Origin of the sequence: Mesorhizobium sp. M7A.F.Ca.US.006.04.2.1 (genome assembly GCF_004022915.1) — a bacterium.
GTDB lineage: Bacteria > Pseudomonadota > Alphaproteobacteria > Rhizobiales > Rhizobiaceae > Mesorhizobium > Mesorhizobium ciceri.
On the sequence record NZ_RZQA01000019.1, the window covers coordinates 1 to 19,569 of the forward strand.

General features: G+C 62.8%; 24 protein-coding genes. 13 read left to right on the forward strand and 11 right to left on the reverse strand.

From position 1 onward, the window contains the following. Nucleotides 1-456: 456 nt before the first annotated feature. The gene (locus tag EN925_RS02270) at nt 457-660 is read right to left on the reverse strand and encodes a DUF465 domain-containing protein (protein ID WP_013529216.1); all 204 of its coding nucleotides are present in this window, start codon (nt 658-660) and stop codon (nt 457-459) included. Between the two features lie 239 nt (nt 661-899). Between EN925_RS02270 and EN925_RS02275 the strand changes: the two genes are divergently transcribed. The 5 genes from EN925_RS02275 to EN925_RS02295 all read left to right on the forward strand — a co-directional run bounded on the left by EN925_RS02275 (nt 900) and on the right by EN925_RS02295 (nt 5,217). After that, nucleotides 900-1,079, forward strand: a complete 180-nt coding sequence (locus EN925_RS02275) for a YdcH family protein (protein WP_013529217.1) — start codon at nt 900-902, stop codon at nt 1,077-1,079. A gap of 334 nt (nt 1,080-1,413) precedes the next feature. Next, a complete protein-coding gene (gene ispG, locus EN925_RS02280) occupies nt 1,414-2,667 on the forward strand; it encodes a flavodoxin-dependent (E)-4-hydroxy-3-methylbut-2-enyl-diphosphate synthase (protein WP_164894110.1) in 1,254 nt (417 codons plus the stop codon). Between the two features lie 5 nt (nt 2,668-2,672). Then, on the forward strand, nt 2,673-3,527 hold the full coding sequence (locus EN925_RS02285; RefSeq protein WP_127368892.1) for a lytic transglycosylase domain-containing protein: 855 nt from the start codon (nt 2,673-2,675) through the stop codon (nt 3,525-3,527). Nucleotides 3,528-3,677: 150 nt separating this feature from the next. Next, nucleotides 3,678-4,430, forward strand: a complete 753-nt coding sequence (locus tag EN925_RS02290; protein WP_164753857.1) for a Stf0 family sulfotransferase — start codon at nt 3,678-3,680, stop codon at nt 4,428-4,430. 46 nt (nt 4,431-4,476) lie between these two features. Further along, nucleotides 4,477-5,217: a class I SAM-dependent methyltransferase gene (locus EN925_RS02295; RefSeq protein ID WP_063173214.1), complete on the forward strand. Its 741-nt coding sequence runs from the start codon at nt 4,477-4,479 to the stop codon at nt 5,215-5,217. Between the two features lie 26 nt (nt 5,218-5,243). On the opposite strand, the gene EN925_RS02300 is transcribed toward EN925_RS02295, so the two are convergent. From EN925_RS02300 to EN925_RS02310, 3 genes are all read right to left on the reverse strand, one after another. Further along, nucleotides 5,244-7,583 (reverse strand): response regulator, encoded by a 2,340-nt coding sequence (locus EN925_RS02300; RefSeq protein WP_127368894.1) that lies wholly within the window; start codon nt 7,581-7,583, stop codon nt 5,244-5,246. Nucleotides 7,584-7,697: 114 nt separating this feature from the next. Next, nucleotides 7,698-8,504 (reverse strand): methyltransferase domain-containing protein, encoded by an 807-nt coding sequence (locus tag EN925_RS02305; RefSeq protein WP_013529223.1) that lies wholly within the window; start codon nt 8,502-8,504, stop codon nt 7,698-7,700. 146 nt (nt 8,505-8,650) lie between these two features. After that, a complete protein-coding gene (locus EN925_RS02310; RefSeq protein WP_024502973.1) occupies nt 8,651-9,568 on the reverse strand; it encodes a polyprenyl synthetase family protein in 918 nt (305 codons plus the stop codon). A 222-nt stretch (nt 9,569-9,790) separates the two neighbouring features. Here EN925_RS02310 and EN925_RS02315 point away from each other — a divergent pair, with 222 nt between their 5' ends. The 3 genes from EN925_RS02315 to EN925_RS02325 all read left to right on the forward strand — a co-directional run bounded on the left by EN925_RS02315 (nt 9,791) and on the right by EN925_RS02325 (nt 11,509). Beyond that, a complete protein-coding gene (locus EN925_RS02315) occupies nt 9,791-10,552 on the forward strand; it encodes a transglycosylase domain-containing protein (RefSeq protein ID WP_013529225.1) in 762 nt (253 codons plus the stop codon). Nucleotides 10,553-10,692: 140 nt separating this feature from the next. After that, the gene (gene rpmF / locus EN925_RS02320) at nt 10,693-10,875 is read left to right on the forward strand and encodes a 50S ribosomal protein L32 (RefSeq protein WP_008834724.1); all 183 of its coding nucleotides are present in this window, start codon (nt 10,693-10,695) and stop codon (nt 10,873-10,875) included. Between the two features lie 232 nt (nt 10,876-11,107). Beyond that, a complete protein-coding gene (locus tag EN925_RS02325) occupies nt 11,108-11,509 on the forward strand; it encodes a hypothetical protein (RefSeq protein ID WP_013529226.1) in 402 nt (133 codons plus the stop codon). Between the two features lie 128 nt (nt 11,510-11,637). Here the strand turns inward: EN925_RS02325 and EN925_RS02330 are convergent, their stop codons facing one another. From EN925_RS02330 to EN925_RS02340, 3 genes are all read right to left on the reverse strand, one after another. After that, entirely contained in the window at nt 11,638-12,069 is a 432-nt protein-coding gene (locus tag EN925_RS02330; RefSeq protein WP_128336313.1) for a heme-binding protein, read from the reverse strand. A 164-nt stretch (nt 12,070-12,233) separates the two neighbouring features. Further along, a complete protein-coding gene (locus EN925_RS02335; RefSeq protein ID WP_013529228.1) occupies nt 12,234-12,467 on the reverse strand; it encodes a hypothetical protein in 234 nt (77 codons plus the stop codon). 77 nt (nt 12,468-12,544) lie between these two features. Next, nucleotides 12,545-13,066: a helix-turn-helix domain-containing protein gene (locus tag EN925_RS02340; RefSeq protein WP_127385308.1), complete on the reverse strand. Its 522-nt coding sequence runs from the start codon at nt 13,064-13,066 to the stop codon at nt 12,545-12,547. 98 nt (nt 13,067-13,164) lie between these two features. Between EN925_RS02340 and EN925_RS02345 the strand changes: the two genes are divergently transcribed. Together EN925_RS02345 and EN925_RS02350 are read left to right on the forward strand one after the other, a co-directional pair. After that, nucleotides 13,165-14,001, forward strand: a complete 837-nt coding sequence (locus EN925_RS02345) for an alpha/beta hydrolase (RefSeq protein WP_024502976.1) — start codon at nt 13,165-13,167, stop codon at nt 13,999-14,001. A 94-nt stretch (nt 14,002-14,095) separates the two neighbouring features. Beyond that, nucleotides 14,096-14,752, forward strand: a complete 657-nt coding sequence (locus tag EN925_RS02350) for a glutathione S-transferase family protein (protein ID WP_127369266.1) — start codon at nt 14,096-14,098, stop codon at nt 14,750-14,752. A 5-nt stretch (nt 14,753-14,757) separates the two neighbouring features. Here EN925_RS02350 and EN925_RS02355 read toward each other — a convergent pair whose 3' ends face one another. From EN925_RS02355 to EN925_RS02365, 3 genes are all read right to left on the reverse strand, one after another. Next, on the reverse strand, nt 14,758-15,021 hold the full coding sequence (locus EN925_RS02355) for a metalloregulator ArsR/SmtB family transcription factor (protein ID WP_013529232.1): 264 nt from the start codon (nt 15,019-15,021) through the stop codon (nt 14,758-14,760). Between the two features lie 32 nt (nt 15,022-15,053). After that, nucleotides 15,054-16,301 carry an MFS transporter gene (locus EN925_RS02360; RefSeq protein ID WP_024502978.1) on the reverse strand — a complete coding sequence of 416 codons (1,248 nt, stop codon included), beginning with the start codon at nt 16,299-16,301 and terminating at the stop codon, nt 15,054-15,056. 89 nt (nt 16,302-16,390) lie between these two features. After that, nucleotides 16,391-16,585 carry a DUF1192 domain-containing protein gene (locus tag EN925_RS02365; protein ID WP_023810953.1) on the reverse strand — a complete coding sequence of 65 codons (195 nt, stop codon included), beginning with the start codon at nt 16,583-16,585 and terminating at the stop codon, nt 16,391-16,393. A gap of 123 nt (nt 16,586-16,708) precedes the next feature. On the opposite strand from EN925_RS02365, the gene EN925_RS02370 reads away from it, so the two are divergent. The 3 genes from EN925_RS02370 to EN925_RS02380 all read left to right on the forward strand — a co-directional run bounded on the left by EN925_RS02370 (nt 16,709) and on the right by EN925_RS02380 (nt 19,182). Continuing rightward, entirely contained in the window at nt 16,709-17,719 is a 1,011-nt protein-coding gene (locus EN925_RS02370; RefSeq protein ID WP_128336315.1) for an NAD(P)H-quinone oxidoreductase, read from the forward strand. A 161-nt stretch (nt 17,720-17,880) separates the two neighbouring features. Further along, entirely contained in the window at nt 17,881-18,021 is a 141-nt protein-coding gene (locus EN925_RS02375) for a DUF1127 domain-containing protein (RefSeq protein WP_127369267.1), read from the forward strand. Nucleotides 18,022-18,486: 465 nt separating this feature from the next. Continuing rightward, nucleotides 18,487-19,182, forward strand: a complete 696-nt coding sequence (locus EN925_RS02380; protein WP_013529237.1) for a DUF1013 domain-containing protein — start codon at nt 18,487-18,489, stop codon at nt 19,180-19,182. A gap of 64 nt (nt 19,183-19,246) precedes the next feature. Here EN925_RS02380 and EN925_RS02385 read toward each other — a convergent pair. Beyond that, nucleotides 19,247-19,569 (reverse strand): WYL domain-containing protein (locus EN925_RS02385; protein ID WP_127307732.1); only part of this gene is annotated, 323 nt, incomplete at its 5' end.

The following is a 19,569-nucleotide window of genomic DNA, read 5'->3' on the forward strand; positions in this document are numbered from 1 at the left end:
AGCAGCGACGGCTTGCCGGTAAGATCAGGCCATTCGGCCTGCGGCCGCGAGGCAAAGGAATTTAGGCGCGTGGCGAAACGAGTGGCTGTCATGGTCGATCCTTCAATCGTCATGACTTCACATAAATACAAATATTTGTAAAGTTATTGTTTTGAGGGGCGGGCGGTGATCTGTGTCGACGGCCGGGGCTGAGCCGCGCGAAGGCGCAGGTTTCCCAGCGGCGTCGCCGGACAATCCGTCAGAACGGTGGGATCACTGACCGAGAGCGTGCGACGAAGCCGTCGAGTTCGAGGTGCTCCATGTGCGAGATCGCCCGGCAGGACGCGCCGTCGCGGCTAGTGCACCGGCGAAAAAGAGCCCAACGATTGACCGGCCAAAGGCACCGTCACACGACCGCGCAGGGAGATGCAGATCGCCGCTGCCTGGCGCTCGATCAGCGTCAGCACTTCACATCGTTCAAGCAATGATGTCGGGAATGATCTTGTCTTCCAGCGCCATCAGCCGGTCCTTGAGGAACAGCTTCTTCTTCTTCATGCGCTGGATCTGCAGCGGATCGCAGGCCATGGCGATCATCGCGTTGATGGCTGCATCGAAATCGGCGTGTTCCTGCTTCAGGCGGGAAAATTCGAGGCGAATATCGGCCTGTTCCTGATCGGACATTCTCTACCGTCTGCACGTCTGCGGCGCCCAAAGCTGGGCCTGATTGGGCGGGGCCGGGTGTTTTGTCACCGGCGTGCAGCCCATATCACATTTCACAGTGTCGTGGAATGCTACCACGGATCATTCGACATCGCCCGCGGAAGGTGACACACTGTCACCGTGCCGTCACAGAAGCGAACCTGCGGTGGACGCGCCGTGACGGTTGCAATCGAGGAAAACCATGAAAGGGAGAACCAATCATGTCTCTTGCATCCCATCTTGATGAGTTGCAGCGGAAACACGGCGACATCGAACGTGAAATCGATGACGCGATGAATCATCCATCGGTCGACGACCTCGAAATCGTGAATCTTAAGCGACGCAAGCTGGCACTCAAGGACGAGATTGAAAAACTAAGAGGAAAACCGACCACGCATTGATGCCCTCCTGACATAGCCGCCCGGTATCCGCGGCCTCTTTTCCCGGCGGCTCCCCGCCGCCGGCGTGGAGGGGTTTGATTTCCCAGCACCGGTCTGTCAGCCGAAGCTGGACTTGCACCGGCTTAATATCCGCTTCGGCCGTCGCCCGTTTCGCCAGATCCTCGATTGTTTTTGGTCGTTGGCGGCGTGCCGATTCCGGCCAGTGGCGACCTGTCGCCATTGACAAGCCATCTTTGCTCCTCCACCTCATGCCCGGACCTCAGCGCATCGGCCCGGGGCGTCGTTGTGCGCCCATGCAGGACACAAGATGCTCCAGAGACAAAAGGCTGCCGGCATGACCGGATATTTTTCCTCTCCTTTCCCCCGCCGCACCTCGGTCGGCGTCGATGTGGGCGGCGTGGTCGTCGGCGGCGGCGCGCCCGTTGTCGTCCAATCGATGACCAACACCGACACGGCCGATATCGACCAGACCGTCGCGCAGGTCGCAGCACTGCACCGGGCCGGCTCCGAGATCGTGCGCATCACCGTCGATCGCGACGAGAGTGCCGCCGCCGTACCGCGCATTCATGAGCGGCTTCAGCGGCTTGGCATCAACGTGCCGCTGGTCGGCGACTTCCACTATATCGGCCACAAGCTCTTGGCCGATCACCCGGCCTGCGCCGAGGCGCTGGCCAAATATCGGATCAACCCCGGCAATGTCGGCTTCAAGGACAAGAAGGACCGGCAGTTCGCCGACATCGTCGAGATGGCGATCAGGCATGACAAGCCGGTGCGCATCGGTGTCAACTGGGGCTCGCTCGACCAGGAGCTTTTGACCCGGCTGATGGACGACAACCAGGACAAGGGTTTTCCGCTGACGGCGCAAGAGGTGATGCGCGAGGCGATCGTGCAGTCGGCCATTCTCTCGGCCGAGATGGCGGAAGAGATCGGCCTTGGCCGCGAGAAAATCATCCTGTCGGCCAAGGTCAGCGGCGTGCAGGACCTGATTGCCGTCTATGCCGAGCTCGCCACCCGCTCCAACCATGCGCTGCATCTCGGCCTGACCGAAGCCGGCATGGGCTCGAAAGGCATCGTCTCTTCGTCGGCCGCCATGGGCATCCTGCTGCAGCAAGGCATCGGCGACACCATCCGCATCTCGCTGACGCCGGAGCCGAATGGCGACCGCACGCGCGAGGTGCAGGTTTCGCAGGAATTGCTGCAGACGATGGGGTTCAGGCAGTTCGTGCCGATCGTCGCCGCGTGTCCCGGCTGCGGCCGCACGACCTCGACCGTGTTCCAGGAGCTCGCTCAGAACATCCAGGCAGATCTCAGGAAGAACATGCCGGTGTGGCGCGACAAATATCCCGGCGTCGAGAACCTCAAGGTCGCGGTGATGGGTTGCATCGTCAACGGCCCGGGCGAGTCCAAGCATGCCGATATCGGCATTTCGCTGCCCGGCACCGGCGAGACGCCGACGGCGCCTGTCTTCGTCGACGGCAAGAAGGCGGCGACGCTGCGCGGACCGTCGATCGCGGCGGATTTCGAGAAAATGGTCGCCGACTATATCGAACAGCGGTTCGGTCGCGGCGGCAAGGCCGCGGCAGAGTAGGTCAAATGCGGCGTTTCCTGTGGGCGACGCTGGTCCTGCTGTGTGGGCTAGTCTGGTCGACACTGGCTCAGGCCGATCCGCCGCAATCCGCCAAGCAACGGCTTATCGACAAGGTCTGCAACCTGATCCAGGCGCATGCCGACCAGAATGGTTTGCCCAGGGATTTCTTCGCCCGGCTGATCTGGAAGGAGAGCCGTTTCGATCCCAACGCCGTCAGTCCCGTCGGCGCCGAAGGCATTGCCCAGTTCATGCCGGGAACCGCCAAGATGCGCGGGCTTGCCAATTCCTTCGACATCAATCAGGCGATCCCGGCTTCGGCGAAATATCTCGCCGAAATGAAAACCGGCTACGGCAATCTCGGCCTGGCGGCCGCCGCCTACAATGCCGGCGAGAGCCGGGTGTCGCGCTGGCTCAGTTCCGGCGGTTTCCTGCCGATGGAAACCGAAAGCTATGTCTTCGACATCATGGGCGAACCAGCCGACAAGTTCACCGACCGAGCCTATGCCGGAAGGGTCGAACCGCTCGACGCTAAGGCGGATTTTGCCGTCGCTTGCCGAAAACTGCCGGTGATCATGTCGCGGACCGTGGCGATGGCCTCGATCAACGTAAAGCCGTGGGGCATCCAGGTGGCCGGCAATTTCCGCCGCAGTGCCGCGATCAACCAGTGGCTCAGGGTAAGGAGCCGGTTCCCGGCCCTGCTCAATGGGCACGATCCAGTGGTCAGCCGGGTGCGCACGCCGATCGGCCGGCGGGGTATCTATGCGGTCAGGATCGGTGTCGACCACCGCGCCGATGCAAACGTCATCTGCCAGAAATTGCAAAGCATCGGTGGGGCATGCGTGGTGGTGCGCAACCGGTAATTTGACCCCTGCCGGCAGGGTATTTTGTCTGAGAGAGGCATTTAAAAAGCGACAGCCGTGGCGTCGCATCCAGCAAGGATTTCAGCTATGGCGGCGGCCATGTTACCAGGAGCGACAGCCCCTGCCTTTGACAAGCCGCGTGGGCACAACATGTTCGATGGATACATTATCTGCGGTACGCCGAGGACGGGGAGCACTTTGCTGTGCAAGCTTCTGGCGTCCACGAAGACGGCCGGTGATCCGCACTCATTCTATCGGCGCCAGGACGTGGTGGAGTGGGCCGAAGAGTGGAAGTTGCCCGATCGCGCCGCGATGAGCGAGCTCGAATTCGATGCCGCGTATCTCGATGCCGCGATCGCCGCCGGCAAGGGTGGGACCGGCCTCTTCGGCCTCCGCTTGATGCGCGAAAATCTGGATGAGCTTTCGGCGATCCTCGACCGGATTTTCCCAAAACTGCCATCCGACAGAGCACGGTTCGAAAGAGCATTCGGCAATGTTCTCTACATACACCTCTCGCGGGAAGACAAGCTTGCGCAGGCTGTCTCCCTGATCAAGGCAGAGCAGACCGGTCTTTGGCATATCGCTCCCGACGGCACCGAGATCGAAAGGGTCGCACCGCCGAAAGAGCCCCAATATGATTTCGAGCGGATCAGGCGTGAGGTCGAGGTACTCGAGACCTATGATGCGGCATGGAACATCTGGTTCGCTGAGCAAGGCATAACCCCGCTTCGGGTTGGCTACGAGCGCCTTTCGAGCAATCCGGCGGCGACATTGCTAGGCATCTGCGAAGTCTTGGGCGTTCAAGCGCCGAATGCCGATGACGTGAGGCCCGGCGTTGCAAAGCTCTCCGACGACACGAGCCTCGACTGGATGCGCCGCTATCGCCTCGACGCAGCCGCCTGATGCATTGATGGGCTGCAGCTGGAAATTTGGAGTATGGGCAGCGACTATGACCGACCCTATCTACAGCGATCCCGACTTCGTCCAGTTCTATGATATCGAGAATCAAAGCGGCCGTGCCGATTTTGATTACTGTATCGGTCTTGCCGTAAATCGCGGCTCGGTCCTCGATCTCGGCTGTGGCACTGGCCAACTGGCTGCCGAACTTGCCGAGGGGCATAATGTCACTGGCGTTGATCCGGCATCGGCGATGCTCGACGTGGCGCGGCGCAGGGCCGGCGGCGACAGGGTCGACTGGGTCGAGGCCGACGCGCGAACTGTTCGGCTCGGGCGGCGTTTCGACCTGGTCCTGCTCACCGGGCATGCGTTCCAGGTTTTCCTGACAGGCGAGGATCAGATGGCGGTGCTGGGCACCATCGCCGAGCATCTCGCTCCCGGCGGGCTCTTCATTTTCGACACACGAAATCCCGCCGAGGAGGAATGGCTGGAATGGACACCGCAGCGCTCCGAACGGGCAGTTACGCATCCCGGCCTCGGCACGGTCAAAGCCTGGTATGATGCCGAACACGATGCCGCTACCGGCATCGTCACCTACTCGACCTTCTATGACATTCCGGGCGGTAGACCTGTTCTGGGCGCCGAATCCAAGATCGCGTTCCCCAAGAAGGAAGATCTTGCGGGGATGCTGGACGAGACTGGCCTGTTGGTCGAGCAGTGGCTGGGTGACTGGCAGGGCACACCTTATGGTGTGACCTCGCCGGAAATCATCCCGATCGGCCGGTTGCGCTGATCCGGCCTGACCAATAGGGCCGGCTTTTACGCCGTCTTGGCCACCACGGTCTCGCTGAGCCAGGTGCCGATCTTGGTGCCCAGTCGGTCGGGCGAAACGGGCTTCGGCAGATAGTCGTCCATGCCCGATTCGATGCACTTGTCGCGATCGCCCTTCAGCGCATGCGCGGTGACGCCGATGATCGGAATGTGGGTGCCCGTCGAGGTCTCCATGGCCCGGATCGCGCGGGTCGCTTCGTAGCCATTCATCTCCGGCATCGAGACGTCCATCAGGATCAGCTTGGGGCGCAGCGCCCGGTACATCTCGACCGCCGTGCGGCCGTTGCCGGCGATGCGGTAGCTCAAGCCCAAGCCATTGAGGATCTGGCCGAAGACCAGCTGGTTCACGTCGTTGTCCTCGGCAATCAGGATGTCGATCGGTCCGTTCGGCGTGGTTGTCGATTCCGGTGCTGCCGCGACTGGCAGCGCCGGGCCGCGGATGACGGTAAAGGCGGGCGGCGCTGCCGGGGGAGCCTGGACGATCGGTTCGCGGACAAACTGCGCCTTGCCGACCTGCGAACGGGCCTTCTGCACGACCGAGATAACGGTGCCGAGCAGGACCGCGGAGCGCGCCGGCTTGGTCAGATGCGCGGCAATGCCGAAGTCGATGATCATCTTGCCGAAATCGACCTGGTCGACCGAGGTCAGCAACACCACCGGGATGGAGGACAGCCGGCTGTCGGAAGCAATTGCCCTGGCGACGTCGGCGCCGTTCATGCCGGGCATCTGGTAGTCGAGGATGATGCAGTCGACGGCGGCGCCCAACTGAAAGGCGCGATCGAGGAAGGCCAGGCCGACGGCGCCGCTTTCGGCGGCGGCACAGTCGAAGCTCCAGCTTCTGAGCTGCTCGAGCAGGATTTCGCGGTTGACCGGATTGTCATCGATGACCAGCACGCGCGCGCCGGTAACGTCGACCGGCACGATCTCGTCTCGCGCCGCGGCCTGATGCGCGGGCAGCGGCACCGCGAACCAGAACACCGAGCCGCGGCCGATCTCGCTCTCGACGCCGATCTTGCCTGCCATCAGGTCGACGAGGCGGGCGGCAATGGCGAGCCCCAGCCCCGTGCCTTCATGACGGCGGGTGGACGAGCCGTCGACCTGCGCGAATTTTTCGAACACGTTCTGCAGTTTCTCGGCCGGTATGCCGATGCCGGTGTCCTCGACGCGGATCTTGAGCTGGACCACGTCGTTGACGATCTCGCCGCCGACGTCGATCAGCACGTGACCCTTCTCGGTGAACTTCACTGCGTTGCCGAGCAGGTTGGTGATGATCTGCCGGAACCGGCCGGCGTCGCCGACGACATGGGCCGGCAGGCGCGGATCGACGCGCACGATCAGTTCGAGGTTCTTTTCGGCGACGCGAGCCGAGACCAGCGTCGCCACGTCCTCGACCGCCTCGGAAAGGCGGAAGGGAGCAGGGTCGAGGGTGAGCTGGCCAGCATTGATCTTGGAGAAATCGAGGATGTCGTTGATGATGGTGAGCAGCGCGTTGCCGGACTTCACGATAACGTCGGTGAAGGTCTTTTGGCGTGGGGTCAGATCGGTCTTGGCCAGCAGTTCGGCCATACCGAGCACACCGTTCATCGGCGTGCGGATTTCGTGGCTCATATTGGCCAGGAATTCCGATTTGGCGCGGTCGGCGGCCTCGGCCTTGAACAGGGATTCGGCGGATTCGGCAAAGGCGCGGCGGATCGCCACTTCCATCGGGCGGAAGATCCAGAAGGCGACGATGGCAAGGGCCGCGAACAGGATGCCGCTGGCCCACAACAACAGCCTGTCGCTGGAGGCATCGGCCAGATGGCGCTCATCATCCATGGCGGTGCGGACGCGAACCAGCATGGGTTGGGCGAACAGGTCATTCTGGTTGCGGATTTCGCGATAGCTCCACTCATCGACCTTCTGCGCCACCGACATCAGGTTGAAATTGCGCACCATGTCGCGCGGCGACCAGAACAGATCGCCGTTAACTGAAGCGGATTGGAGTTCGTCGACGGTCTTGATCGACAGCCGCGGCTTGATCGCCGCAAGCTGGGCGGTCAGCGTCTCGATCTCGCCGGTCAGGCGCTCCGAATGGCCGCGCGCCGATGTGGTCAGGGCATCGCGTGTCTCCGCCCGCCAGGCGGTGCCGGTCGTCTCGGCAAAGTTGGTCGCGTTGCGCAGGTCTCGGGTGAAGATGACGAGATTGCTGCTCAGCGCATCGATGTCGCGGCGAAAGGAATTGACGCGATCAAGTGCAATCACGATGCCGGCGGAAGCCAGCGCGAAGATCAGCAACCCTGAAATATAGCGGATCCGGACCGACCGGATGAAGGACGAATATTCAGGCATGCGCAACCCCAACACATACGCACCATTTTAATGGCCGGGATTACGCTTCATTTACATTAAAATTTCGTTCGTGCGGGCAGGCGAGCCGTGCGAGCCGCCGGATGGACAGCGCGCCTAGGCCGCTTCCACGACGAGGGCGCGGATGCGGCCACTTACCGGGCCTTCCCCGAACCGTTTCCCAAGGGCATTCGCCACGTATCGCGTCACCTCCTCCAGCGAGCCACCGCGCGCCTCGATCTCGGCCCGCAGGGGCGTGCCCTGGCAATAGGCCGTGGCCGCCTCATATGGCGAGGAAGCGGCGCTGACGGCATCCAGCGGCTCTATGGTGATGTTACGGAAGCCGGCGGCATGCAGGTCGGCGCGGATGACGTCCGCATCGTGATAGCCATGCGGTGTCCTTGCCATGAAGCGAGGCGGATCGGCCGGGAAAAAATGGCCGAGCGCACGCGTCACCTCATCGGCAAACTCGTTCTCTTCGATGGCACCCCAGACGTTGAACAGGAAGTGTCCGCCCAGCCGCATCACGCGCCGAACTTGCCCGTAGGCGCCCACCCGATCGGGGAAGAACATCGCGCCAAACTGGCAGGCCACGGCGTCGAACTGTGCGTCCTCGAAGGGCAGCGCCTGAGCATCGGCCTGCTGCCAGGTGATGCGAGGATCGTCCACCATCCGCGTGCGTGCGTGGTCGAGCATGGGCTGGTTGAGGTCGGTGACCACGATGCGCGCTTGCGCCGGCAGCTTTGCTGCGAGCGCACGTGTCACCACACCGGTGCCCGCCGCCACTTCGAGCACCGATTGCGGCCCGAGCTTCGACACCCGCTCCGCCAGATCCCGCGCATATGGCTCGAAGATCAGCGGCACCATCGCCCGGTCGTAGATCTCGGGAATGGAACCGCTGAACAGCTTGTCGGTGGTCGACATGGCATCCTCCAACTCTTATCCGCACCGCGTGCTTGCCGTGCGGATGTCAATCCTCTGCCTCGGCAGGCTTCCGCTCAAGTTCTATTTCAGAACCGGCCGGCGGGGACGTGCGTGCAATCAGCTCGATGTTCCGGCTGGCACCAACCTTAGCTGTTACGCGCCGCCACGAATGTCGCCGCTTCTTTCAGCAACTGGGCATCGTCACCATAGGGCTCAAGCAGCGCATGCGCCTGTTGGACGAGGCCGTGAAGCTGGCCACGTGCCCAATTCGCACCATGCAAGGCCACCAGCGTCGCCTTGCCGGCGGCGGCGTCCTTGCCGGTCGCCTTGCCCATCTGGCTGGCGTCGGCGGTCAAATCGAGCAGGTCGTCGGCAAGCTGGAAGGCAAGACCGATCGCCGAGCCGAATTCGGCCAGCCGCTCGCGGTCATCGGCCGGGGCGCCGGCGATGAGGGCGCCTGCCTCGCAGGCGAAACGGATCAGCGCGCCGGTCTTCATCGCCTGCAGCCGGATGATGCCGGCCTCGTCCGGCGGCGTCTGTTCGGCTTCGAGATCGAGCTTCTGGCCGCCGACCATGCCGCCTGCTCCGGCGGCGCGGGCAAGCGCCAGCACCAGGGCTGCCCGCCGCTCCGCCGGCAGCGCAGTCGACTCGCCGGCAATGATGTCGAAGGCCAGCGTCAGCAGGGCGTCGCCGGCCAGGATCGCGGTTGCCTCGTCGAAGGCCTTGTGCACGGTCGGCTGGCCGCGACGCAGGTCGTCGTCGTCCATGGCGGGCAGATCGTCGTGGATCAGCGAATAGCAATGCACGCATTCAAGTGCGGCGGCGACACGCAGTGCCGCCTCGCCGTCGGCGGAAAAAAGGGCGGCACTTTCCATGACCAGGAAGGGCCGCAGGCGCTTGCCGCCGTTCAGCACGCCATGGCGCATCGCCGCCATCAGCCGGTCCGGCCGGGCGATCTCGCCCGAAAGCGCGCGGTCGTCGAGCAGTCGCCGCAGCAGCACCTCGACGGCGGCTGCCCGCCTGATCAGCGCCATTTCGAACGCCATTTGGTCGTCATTCGTCATGGCCGGGACCGGTAGCCGACACTCAGACGTTGCGCAAGAAGGCAAGCGCCATTATGCCGGAGCAGTATGAGCCCGTTCGGAAACTCTACTCCTGCGGTCATCTGAGGGCGTTTTCTGCGCTTCCGGTGCTTGCGTACTCTAATGTACGCTCCGCTCCGGTTCTCGAAAACACCGTCACATGACTCACAGGAGCGCGTTTCAAAACGAGCTCTCTGGCACGGGTTGGGCGGCTTGGCGGAACCGATCGTCGATCATGAAACCGAAAAGCTGGACATGGCGACGAGATCGCGGGGCGTAAACCGCCGTGGTCTCAAGCGCTGGGTCCGGCGCGGCATCGTCGTGGCCGCGGTGCTGGCTTTGATTCCGGTCGTGCTGACGTTTCTGTACCTGCCGTTCTTCGTGCATCCTGTCTCGACGCTGATGCTGAAGGACCTGGCGACCTTCTCCGGTTACGACCGCCGCTGGGTGTCGATCGATGACGTGTCGCCGGTGCTGGCCAATTCCGTCATCATGTCGGAGGACGGGCAGTTCTGCTTTCATCGTGGCGTCGATCTCGGCGAGCTGAGAGGCGTCGTCGACGATGCGCTGGCCGGCGAAGCGACGCGCGGCGCCTCGACCATCACCATGCAGACGGTCAAGAACCTGTATCTCTGGTCGCGGCCGCTGGGCTCGGTGCGCAAGGTGGTCGAATTGCCGCTGGCCGTCTATTTCGATGCGGTGATGTCGAAACGGCGCATCATGGAAATCTATCTCAACATCGCCGAGTGGGGGCCGGGCATCTACGGCATCGAGGCCGCGGCACAGCACCATTTCGGCGTCTCGGCAAAACAGCTGTCGCGACGGCAGGCCGCCCTGCTTGCGGTCTCTTTGCCAAATCCGATCGCCCGCAATCCGGCCAAGCCCGGGCCTGGCCTGAGGCGGCTTGCCAATCTGATCGAGCGGCGAGCCGGCCGCTCGGGCGCCTATGTCGGTTGTCTCCGCTAGCCGATCCAAAAAAATTCGCGCCAGTGCTGGCCAAAACGGTACAGGGCGTGTATAGGCACCCGACTTTCTCAGATTTAGGCCCCGACATGGCCCTTTCACGAGGGCGGGCGGGGCTTTTGACCATGTAGTGGAGCATATCCATGGCCGTTCCGAAACGTAAAACCTCTCCGTCCAAGCGCGGCATGCGCCGCTCGGCCGACGCCCTCAAGGCCCCGACCTATGTCGAGGACAAGAATTCCGGCGAAATGCGCCGTCCGCACCATATCGACCTGAAGACCGGCATGTATCGCGGTCGCCAGGTGTTGACGCCCAAGGAAAGCTGAGACCAACCTTCCAAAGGTTTGAATTCCAAAAGGACCGGCCAGTGGCCGGTTCTTTTGCGTTTGGGGGGCGGGTAGCGCGCATCTCGACGCGTGGGCGGCAATCGTTGCAGGCAACCGGCTGACATTGTTGTTGCGTGCGGTCTTCGACCGTGTTCAACGCTGCCATCGAAACATCTTGACGGCGTGCCTGTGGCGCATTCTACAAAGGATTGCCCCCACATGGAGACGCCAGATGTTCGGTGCCATTCCGCTGCTGATCGTGCCTTTCGTGCTCTACAATCTCGGACTGCTGGGAATATTCGGCAGCGGTGACGATCCGTGGGCAAGCGAGGTCTTCTCATTCAGCATGATGTCGGGTGGCGTGTTCTCGATGACGCTTGGCGACCTGATGGTGCTGATCGGGCTGATCTTCCTGTTCCTCGAAATGGCGAAGTCGGTGCGCACCACCAACGCCTCGATCATGGACCATCTTCTGTCGACGCTGGTCTTCGTGGCCTTCCTGGTCGAGTTCCTGCTGGTGAAGGGTGCGGCCCATTCCGTTTTCTTCACCCTGATGGTCATCGCGCTGTTCGACGTGCTGGCCGGATTCGCGGTGTCGATGCGGTCGGCCAGCCGGGACATCAATTTGAATTAGGTCCCCGGCGCGGAAGGCGGAAGTTTCTGCTCCGCTGCACTCTACGGCTGATGTTACGGAATGGATCCTCGGGTCTGCGCGACGGAGCCTCGCTCCTGCTCCGCCCGTGGATGACGAAGTTCCCGACCTCACCCCGGATCGGCGGTGAAACCGGCGGCCTCGATGCCGGCGATTGCCGCGGCTTCGTCATTGTCCGACGTGTCGCCTGAAATGCCGACGGCGCCGATGATGGCACCGGCCTTGTCGCGGATCAGCACGCCGCCGACGACCGGCAGCACGCGCCCGCCCGAGACGTCCGAGATGCCGGCGACGAGATGCGGGCGCTCCTTGGCGAAGGCCTCGACTTTGCGCGAGCCCATGCCGATGGCGAGCGCACCATAGGCCTTGCCGGCCGACATTTGCGGACGCAGGAACGAGGCGCCGTCCTGGCGCTGGAAGGCGACCAGATGCCCGCCGGCGTCTCGGTGCTCGACGCCGAGCGGCTTGAGCTTGAGATCGGAGCCCTTGGCAAAGGCGGTTTCGATGATTTGCCTGGCTTTTTCGAGCGGCAGTGCGGTCATGGCGGTCTCCTGTTTGAAACGCGTCGATCATCGATCGTCGGCGGGCGAGATAACATCCCCGTTCCGGTTGAAATTGCTTCGCGTGAAAAGGCAGGATGGAAAGCAGCCTTCGCCCGCTCTTCCGGATAAGCGTTGCCGCTTGTATGGCTCCAGACGTGGCTGGGCTACTTCTTCTTGGCGCGGGCCGGTTTCTTGGCGGGTTCCGCCGGCGCGTTGGCGAGGTCTTCCGCTTCCTTGGCGAGACGCAGTGCCCGCAGCTTGTTGGTCTTGGCCTGGCGAGCATCGCTCTCGGCGGCGTATTCGGCCATCGCCTTCTGGCGGACGGTTGCCGCCTCTTCCTGCTTCTTGAAGCGCAGGTCGGCGCGTGCGCGGGCAGCATCCCGAGAGTTCTCAACCAAGACCTTATCCAATCCCGTGAATTGTGATTTTCCGCTTCTTCTAGCAGAGCCGGCCCCAAAACGGGAAAATAAGTTGGTTACGCGGCCGGGCTGGCGGCGAGGGCCTTGCTGGCAACCACCGCCTCGTAGGCGGCCTGCAAGGTCGCGCGGACAGAAAGGCCAGACATTGTATCGAGCGGCATGCCGAGATGCTCGTGCCGCAACTCGTCCATGAATTTGTCCCACATAGGCTGTCCGCCCTTTTCCAGCAGTTCGGCGCGGATCGACAATTCGTCGCTGACCGGCAGCCAGACGCGGCCCCAGGCGCCGAGATGGGCCAGGATCGGAACCAGCGTGATCGCCATCTCGGTCAGGCTGTAAATCGCCTTCTGCTTGTGCGAGGGATCGTTGGCCTTGGTCAGCATGCCCAGCTCCATCAGGCGCTTCAGCCGGTCGGCGAGGATGTTTGAGGCGATGCCTTCCATCGATCCGTTGAGCAGCTCGCGAAAATGGCGCCTGCCGCCGAAGATCATGTCGCGAAGGATGATCAGGCTCCAGCGGTCGCCGAAGACTTCCAGCGACAGATTGATCGGGCACCCGGACCGGCGATCCATGCTCATGAGATTTTTCTCCAAAACCGGTTGCATTATCGTATCAGTTTTATTATCGTGCAACCGATTGCAAAATGCAATCAGTTTTGCAGAGAGGAGACTGCGTGATGAGGACCACCGAACGCCCTGAGATTATATCCGAAGTCTTTGGCGATCCGGCGAACCCGCCGCTGTTGCTGATCATGGGAGCGATGGCCTCGATGCTGTGGTGGCCGGAGGCGTTCTGCCGGAAACTGGCCGGTGCCGGCCTGTTCGTGATCCGCTACGACAATCGCGATACCGGCCGTTCGACGAAATCCAAACCGGGAGAGCCGCCCTACACGTTCGATGATATGGCCGACGATGCAATGCATGTTCTGGACGACCACGGCATCGGCAAGGCGCATGTCGTCGGGATGTCGATGGGCGGCATGATCGCGCAGCTTGTGGCGTTGAAACATCCCTCGCGTGTCGTATCTCTGACTGTGATCAGCAGTTCGCCGGTGGGAATCGACACATCCGGCCTTCCCGGGACGACCGAAGCCTACATGGAACACTCGGCCGAGGGCGCCAAAGTCGATTGGTCGGACCGTGGTCAAGTGGTCGATTTCATCGTCAGGGATGCGCGGGCGATCGCCAGCACCACGCATTCATTCGATGCGGCGGGGATACGGGCCTTTGTCGAGCAGGATTACGACCGCTCCGGCGGCTTCCTGAGCGCGACCAACCATTTCATGCTCAAGGGCGGCGCCGCCTGGAAGGGCCGCCTGCACGAGATCGCGGCGCCGCTGCTGGTCATTCACGGCACGGCGGATCCGATCTTTCCGGTCGAACACGGCGAGGCGCTGGCCGAGACGGTCACCGGCGCAAGACTCATTCGCATCGAAGGTGGCGGCCACGAGCTGCATCCGGACGACTGGGCCGAGATGTCCGCAGCGATCATCGCGCATGTCCAAGCCGGTTGAAGCAGCATAGGCTGGTTTGACGGACAAGGCTAACCGCAACAGGCGTGCCGCATGGTAGCGGCCACCGACAATCCAGGAAACAGACGAGCAAAAAATGTCCCTGACACTTCATTTCCATCCGCTGGCCTCCTTCTGCTGGAAGCCGTTGATCGCGCTGTACGAGAACGCCACGCCGTTCACGCCTGTCATCGTCGACCTTGGCGATGCTGAATCGCGCGCGGCCTGCCTGAAGATCTCGCCGGCCGGCAAGATGCCGGCGCTGCGCGACGATGCGCGTGGCCGTACGGTGCTGGAATCGAGCATCCTCGTCGAATATCTGGCCGCGCACTATCCGGGGCCGGTCGACCTCGTTCCCGCCGAGATCGACATGGCGTTGGCCGTCCGCCAAGCTGACCGTTTCTATGATTTCTATGTGCAGGAGCCGATGCAGAAGATTGTCGGCGACCGGTTGCGTCCCGGCGACAAGACCGACCCGTTCGGCGTCGAGCAGGCTCGCGACCGGTTGCGCAATTCCTACGCCATCATCGAACACGACATGCAGTCGAAGATCTGGGCGATGGGCGACAGCTTCACCATGGCCGATTGCGCAGCCTCCCCCGCGCTGTTCTATGCCAACAAGGTCGAGCCGTTGGGCGACAGGTACCCGGCTGTGAAGCGCTATCACGACCGCCTGCTGCAGCGCCCCGCCTTCGCTCGGGTGATCGGGGAGGCGCAGCCCTACTTCAAGTTCTTCCCCTACAACAACGGTTGATCGGGTCAGGCTTCCCAGAACTGATCGAGCCAGATGTTGAGTTTGAGGAAGCCAGTGCCGCTCACCGTATAGACGCGCCTTGTTCCTTCCGGCTTGGCGTGGACCAGGCCGGCATCGAGCAGCACTTTCAGATGTTGCGACACGGCTGGGCGCGAGACCGGCAAGCCGGCGGCCAGTTCGGTGACGGTTTTCGGGCCGCGGCGAAGTTCTTCCAGAAGATGGCGCCGGTTGGGATCGGCAATCGCCATGAAGGCGTCGGAAAACATCATGCCTGTATTAGTGAGGCAAAGCCTTTCGAATCTCAACCGTCTGCTTCTGCTTTTCTTCTGGGATCAAGCCGCAATGCTTCCGGGGTGACCGAACGGTCGGCCGGCTGCGTCTTGAAGGCGTCACGATCCCCGATCGGCACCGGCGCGCGGCGGCTGATGCGCAGCAGCGTGTAGCCCGCCAGGCAGAGATGCGCGAAGGCGGTCGCCAGGAACAGACCTTCCGGGCGCATCCAGCCCATCAGGGCAGCCGCAAGCAAAGGTCCGATCATCGTGCCGAAGCCATAGAGCAGCAACAGCCCGCCAGATACCTTGACGAAATCCTCCGAGCGCGCGTGGTCGTTGGCATGCGCCACGGCGATGGAATAGAGCGTATAGGCGAAGGCGCCATAAGCGGCGGTGAAGACGATGACGAAGACGCCGGAGCGTGGCTCGAACAGGAAGATCATGAGCGCGAAGAAGGCCCCGCCGAAAGCCGCCCCCGCCAGCACGAAGCGCCGGTCGGTCTTGTCGGACAGGCGCCCGGCCGGAAGCTGCATGGCGGCACCGGCAACGACCACAAGACTCATCATCAGGGCGATCTCGGCCGTGGAAATGCCGATGCGTGCACCATAGACCGCGCCAAGCGTGCCCCAGGCGCCGTTGGCGATGCCGATCAGCACGCAAGCGACCGCCGACACCGGCGAATTGGCATAAAGGCCCCTGACATCAAGTGAGACATCCTGCAGCGGCTTGGGGTGGGAGGCGGTCGAGACCGCCGTCGGAATGAGCGACAGGCAAAACAGGATGCCGGTGATCATGAACAGCGACGCGGACTTCACGTCGCCGCCGGCGACGATCATCTGCCCACCCATGATCGAGGCATAAGTCACCATCATGTAGAGGCCGAAGACGGTGCCACGGTTCTCGTTGGTGGCCTTCTCGTTCAACCAGCTTTCGATGACCATGAAGGCGCCGGCCATGGTGAAGCCGGTGAAGGCGCGCAGCAGGATCCAGACATACTCGTCGATGATCAGCCCGGTGAGCAGCGCCACGATGGCGCCGGATGCGGCAAAGGCGCCAAAGGCGCGCACGTGGCCGGCGCGGCGCACGATGCGCGGTGCGAAGAAGCAGCCGGTGACGAAGCCGCCGGCCCAGGCCGTGCCCATCAGGCCGAGCGATGCGGTCGAGAAGCCTTCCAACTGACCGCGCAGGGGCAGAAGCAGCCCATGCAAACCAGATGCCGCGAGCAGGAAAGCGGTGCCGCGAAGCAGCGAGAGGATCGGTCGGTAGGTTGCGAACATTGGTTGATCCGGCTCAGGTTTGGCGGGGACGCTGCGTCTGAAGACAGTCGCATTCGGGCTTTTCGGCGGCGGGCTTTACGCCCGAGCGCCTATCCGCGGCGGAACAGTGCTTCGGCCGCGGATTTGGTGGTGTCCTTGGCCTTGAGTTCGGCTTCCAGGCGGGCGATTTCGTCGCGCAGGATGCCGATCCGCTCAGTCAAGTCGCTGACGGAAAGCAATGACAGGTCCTGCCCGATCTCGTGCGGGCGCGCCTTCTTCTTGGGTTCGTCGTCGAAGATCGCCATTGTCGCTCCTCCTCCGCCAAGACCAGATTGGCCATTTGCCTGATTTGGCAATCAGCATACATAGGGCAGGGGCGTCGATGCAAACAGCCGGTCGGATAACGGCGAGGAAAGACGGGAAATCTCATGGCGAGCGGACAGAAAATTCCGGCAAGAATGACGGCCATCGCGATCTCGGAGCCAGGTGGCCCTCGGGTGCTGAAGCCGGAAACACGCGACGTGCCGCAGCCCGGCCCCGGCGAGATCCTGATCAAGGTGCATGCCGCCGGCGTCAACCGGCCCGACGTCCAGCAGCGCAAAGGCGCCTATCCGCCACCGCCCGGCGCATCCGACCTGCCGGGCCTCGAAGCATCGGGTGAAGTGGCGGCCCTTGGCGACGACATATCACGCTGGCGCATTGGCGACCGCGTCTGTGCGCTGACGCCCGGCGGCGGCTATGCCGAATATGTCAAGGTCCATGCAGGGAGCGTGCTGCCGTTGCCCGCCGGCTTCACCCACACCGAAGCCGCGGCGGTGCCGGAGAATTACTTCACCGTCTGGCACAATGTGTTCGAGCGTGGCGGCCTCAAGAAAGGCGAGACGCTGCTCGTCCATGGCGGCTCGTCCGGCATCGGCACGACAGCAATCCAGCTTGCCTCCGCCTTCGGCGCCTATGTCATCACCACTGCCGGCAGCAAGGAGAAATGCGACGCCTGCCTGAAGCTCGGCGCCGACCGGGCGATCAATTATCGCGAGGCGGATTTCGTCGCCGCGGTGAAGGAGGCAACGGGTGGCAAAGGCGCCAATGTCATCCTCGACATGGTCGGCGGCGACTATGTGGCGCGCAACTACGAAGCCGCGGCGGTCGAAGGCCGCATCGTCCAGATCGCCGTTCAGGCCGGCGCTGTCGCAAGCGCGGACTTTTCGAAGATCATGGTCAAGCGGCTTACCCACACAGGTTCGACGCTGAGGCCGCGAACCGTCGAGTTCAAGGCGGCGATCGCGGCGGCGCTGGAAGCGCAGGTGTGGCCGCTGCTCGGCACGCACAAGGTTGCCCCTGTGATGGACATGATCTTCCCGCTCAGCGAAGCCTGGCGGGCGCATGAGCGCATGGAAGAGGGTGAGCATATCGGCAAGATCGTGCTCGACGTAGGCTGACAGCGCGCGAGGTCAGCGCCTCGCTGCCCACAAGATGAACAGAAGCTTAATGCTGCAATGCAGCATTTGCATCATTGCTATGCAAAATCAGCCATTCAAGTCCTCATCGATGACGCCTATTTGAGCACCATCGAAACGAACATCATTCTGGAGGGACTACCATGAACCCGATCCGCGCTTTCCGTAACTGGCGTATGTACACCGAGACCGTCCGCGAACTGAGCCGTCTCAACGCACGTCAGCTCAGCGATCTCGGCATCAACCGCGCCGACATCGAAAAGATCGCCCGCAGGGCTATCTAAAGCCACGTCCTGGTCCGCTCCGGCGGACCCAAGCCGTGGAAGCCAGAGCCGCACCAGACGAACTTTGTCGCGGTTCCGAGCCCGCTGGACCCAGTCCGGCGGGTTTTGTCGTTTTGGGCGGGAGATCAACGACCGTCCCAACCGATACCGGCCATCGAGCAGGGTTGACCTCAGTTTCCTGCATGGCATCTTGGCTCGGCGCTTTCACAAGGGCGAACCCTGATTGACCGGGGTGCCCTACCTCAACCGATCTTTGCCAAGACCGGAACTCGCCAGCGAAGCCAGCTTGTCGTTCTGTTCAAGAGCGCGGAACGTTTTCGGTAAGTACCCACGGCTTCCGGTCTTTGCTCCAAAAACGTTGCGAAACGCCCCGAGAGCGGTTATACAGACCGCGAATTTCCCATTTTGGTGGCTCTAAACCACCGCCCGCGCGGGAACGCGGGCGAACGAGAAGGATTTGTAAAAATGGCCAATACGCTGCTGATGCCCAAGGCGACCGCCGTCTGGCTGGTCGACAATACCGCACTTTCCTTCGAGCAGATCGCGCAGTTCTGCGGGCTGCATCCGCTCGAGGTCAAGGCAATCGCCGACGGCGAAGCGGCGCAAGGCATCAAGGGCATGGACCCGATCATGACCGGACAGCTGACCCGTGACGAGATCGCCCGTGCCGAGAAGGATCCGAACCAGCGCCTGAAGCTTTCAGACCCCAAGGTGCGGGTGCCCGAATCCAAGCGCAAGGGTCCGCGCTACACGCCGCTGTCGAAGCGCCAGGACCGGCCGAACGCAATTCTGTGGCTGGTGCGCAACCATCCCGAGCTCAAGGACGCGCAGATCTCGCGCCTCGTCGGCACCACCAAGTCGACGATCGAACAGATCCGCGAGCGCAAGCACTGGAACTCAGCCAATCTGCAGCCGATGGACCCGGTGACGCTGGGTCTCGCCTCGCAGATCGACCTCGACATGGAAGTCAACCGCGCCTCGCGCGGCCGCGAACAGGCGCAGCCGGTCGGCGACACGCTGCTGCCGGCGGCCCTGACCGAGCGGTTGGTGCCGGCTCCCGAGAAGCCGAAGGACGAGGACGCCGAACTCGACGCCAACGCCGTGTTCGCCAAGCTCTCTGCCTTGAAGTCGAAGAACACGGACAATGACGACGACGAGTGAGGTTGTCTGATATTCCAAGAAAAAGCCCGCTTCGAGCGGGCTTTTTTTGTAGCTGCGCCAGGTCTCAGCTGCGCGCGGCGCGGTCCGGCGCCATGCCATAGTCCTCGCTGCGCTCCACAGCGCGGTAGAAGTCGGCAAGCTGCTTGCCGCGCTCCGGCTTGAAGATGCGGCCGGCGATGACCACCGAGGCGATGCGATCGATACGAAAGGCGCGGAAATCGTCGCGCATCTCGCACCAGGCGACCAGCGTCCACACCTTGCCCCAGAACCACAGGCCGAGCGGGCGGATATCGCGGGCGGTGCCGCGGCCGGCCTCGTCGGAATAGTCGATGGTCAGCACCTGGCGCTTTTCGACCGCGCGCTCGATCAGGTCGATCGCCTCGCGGG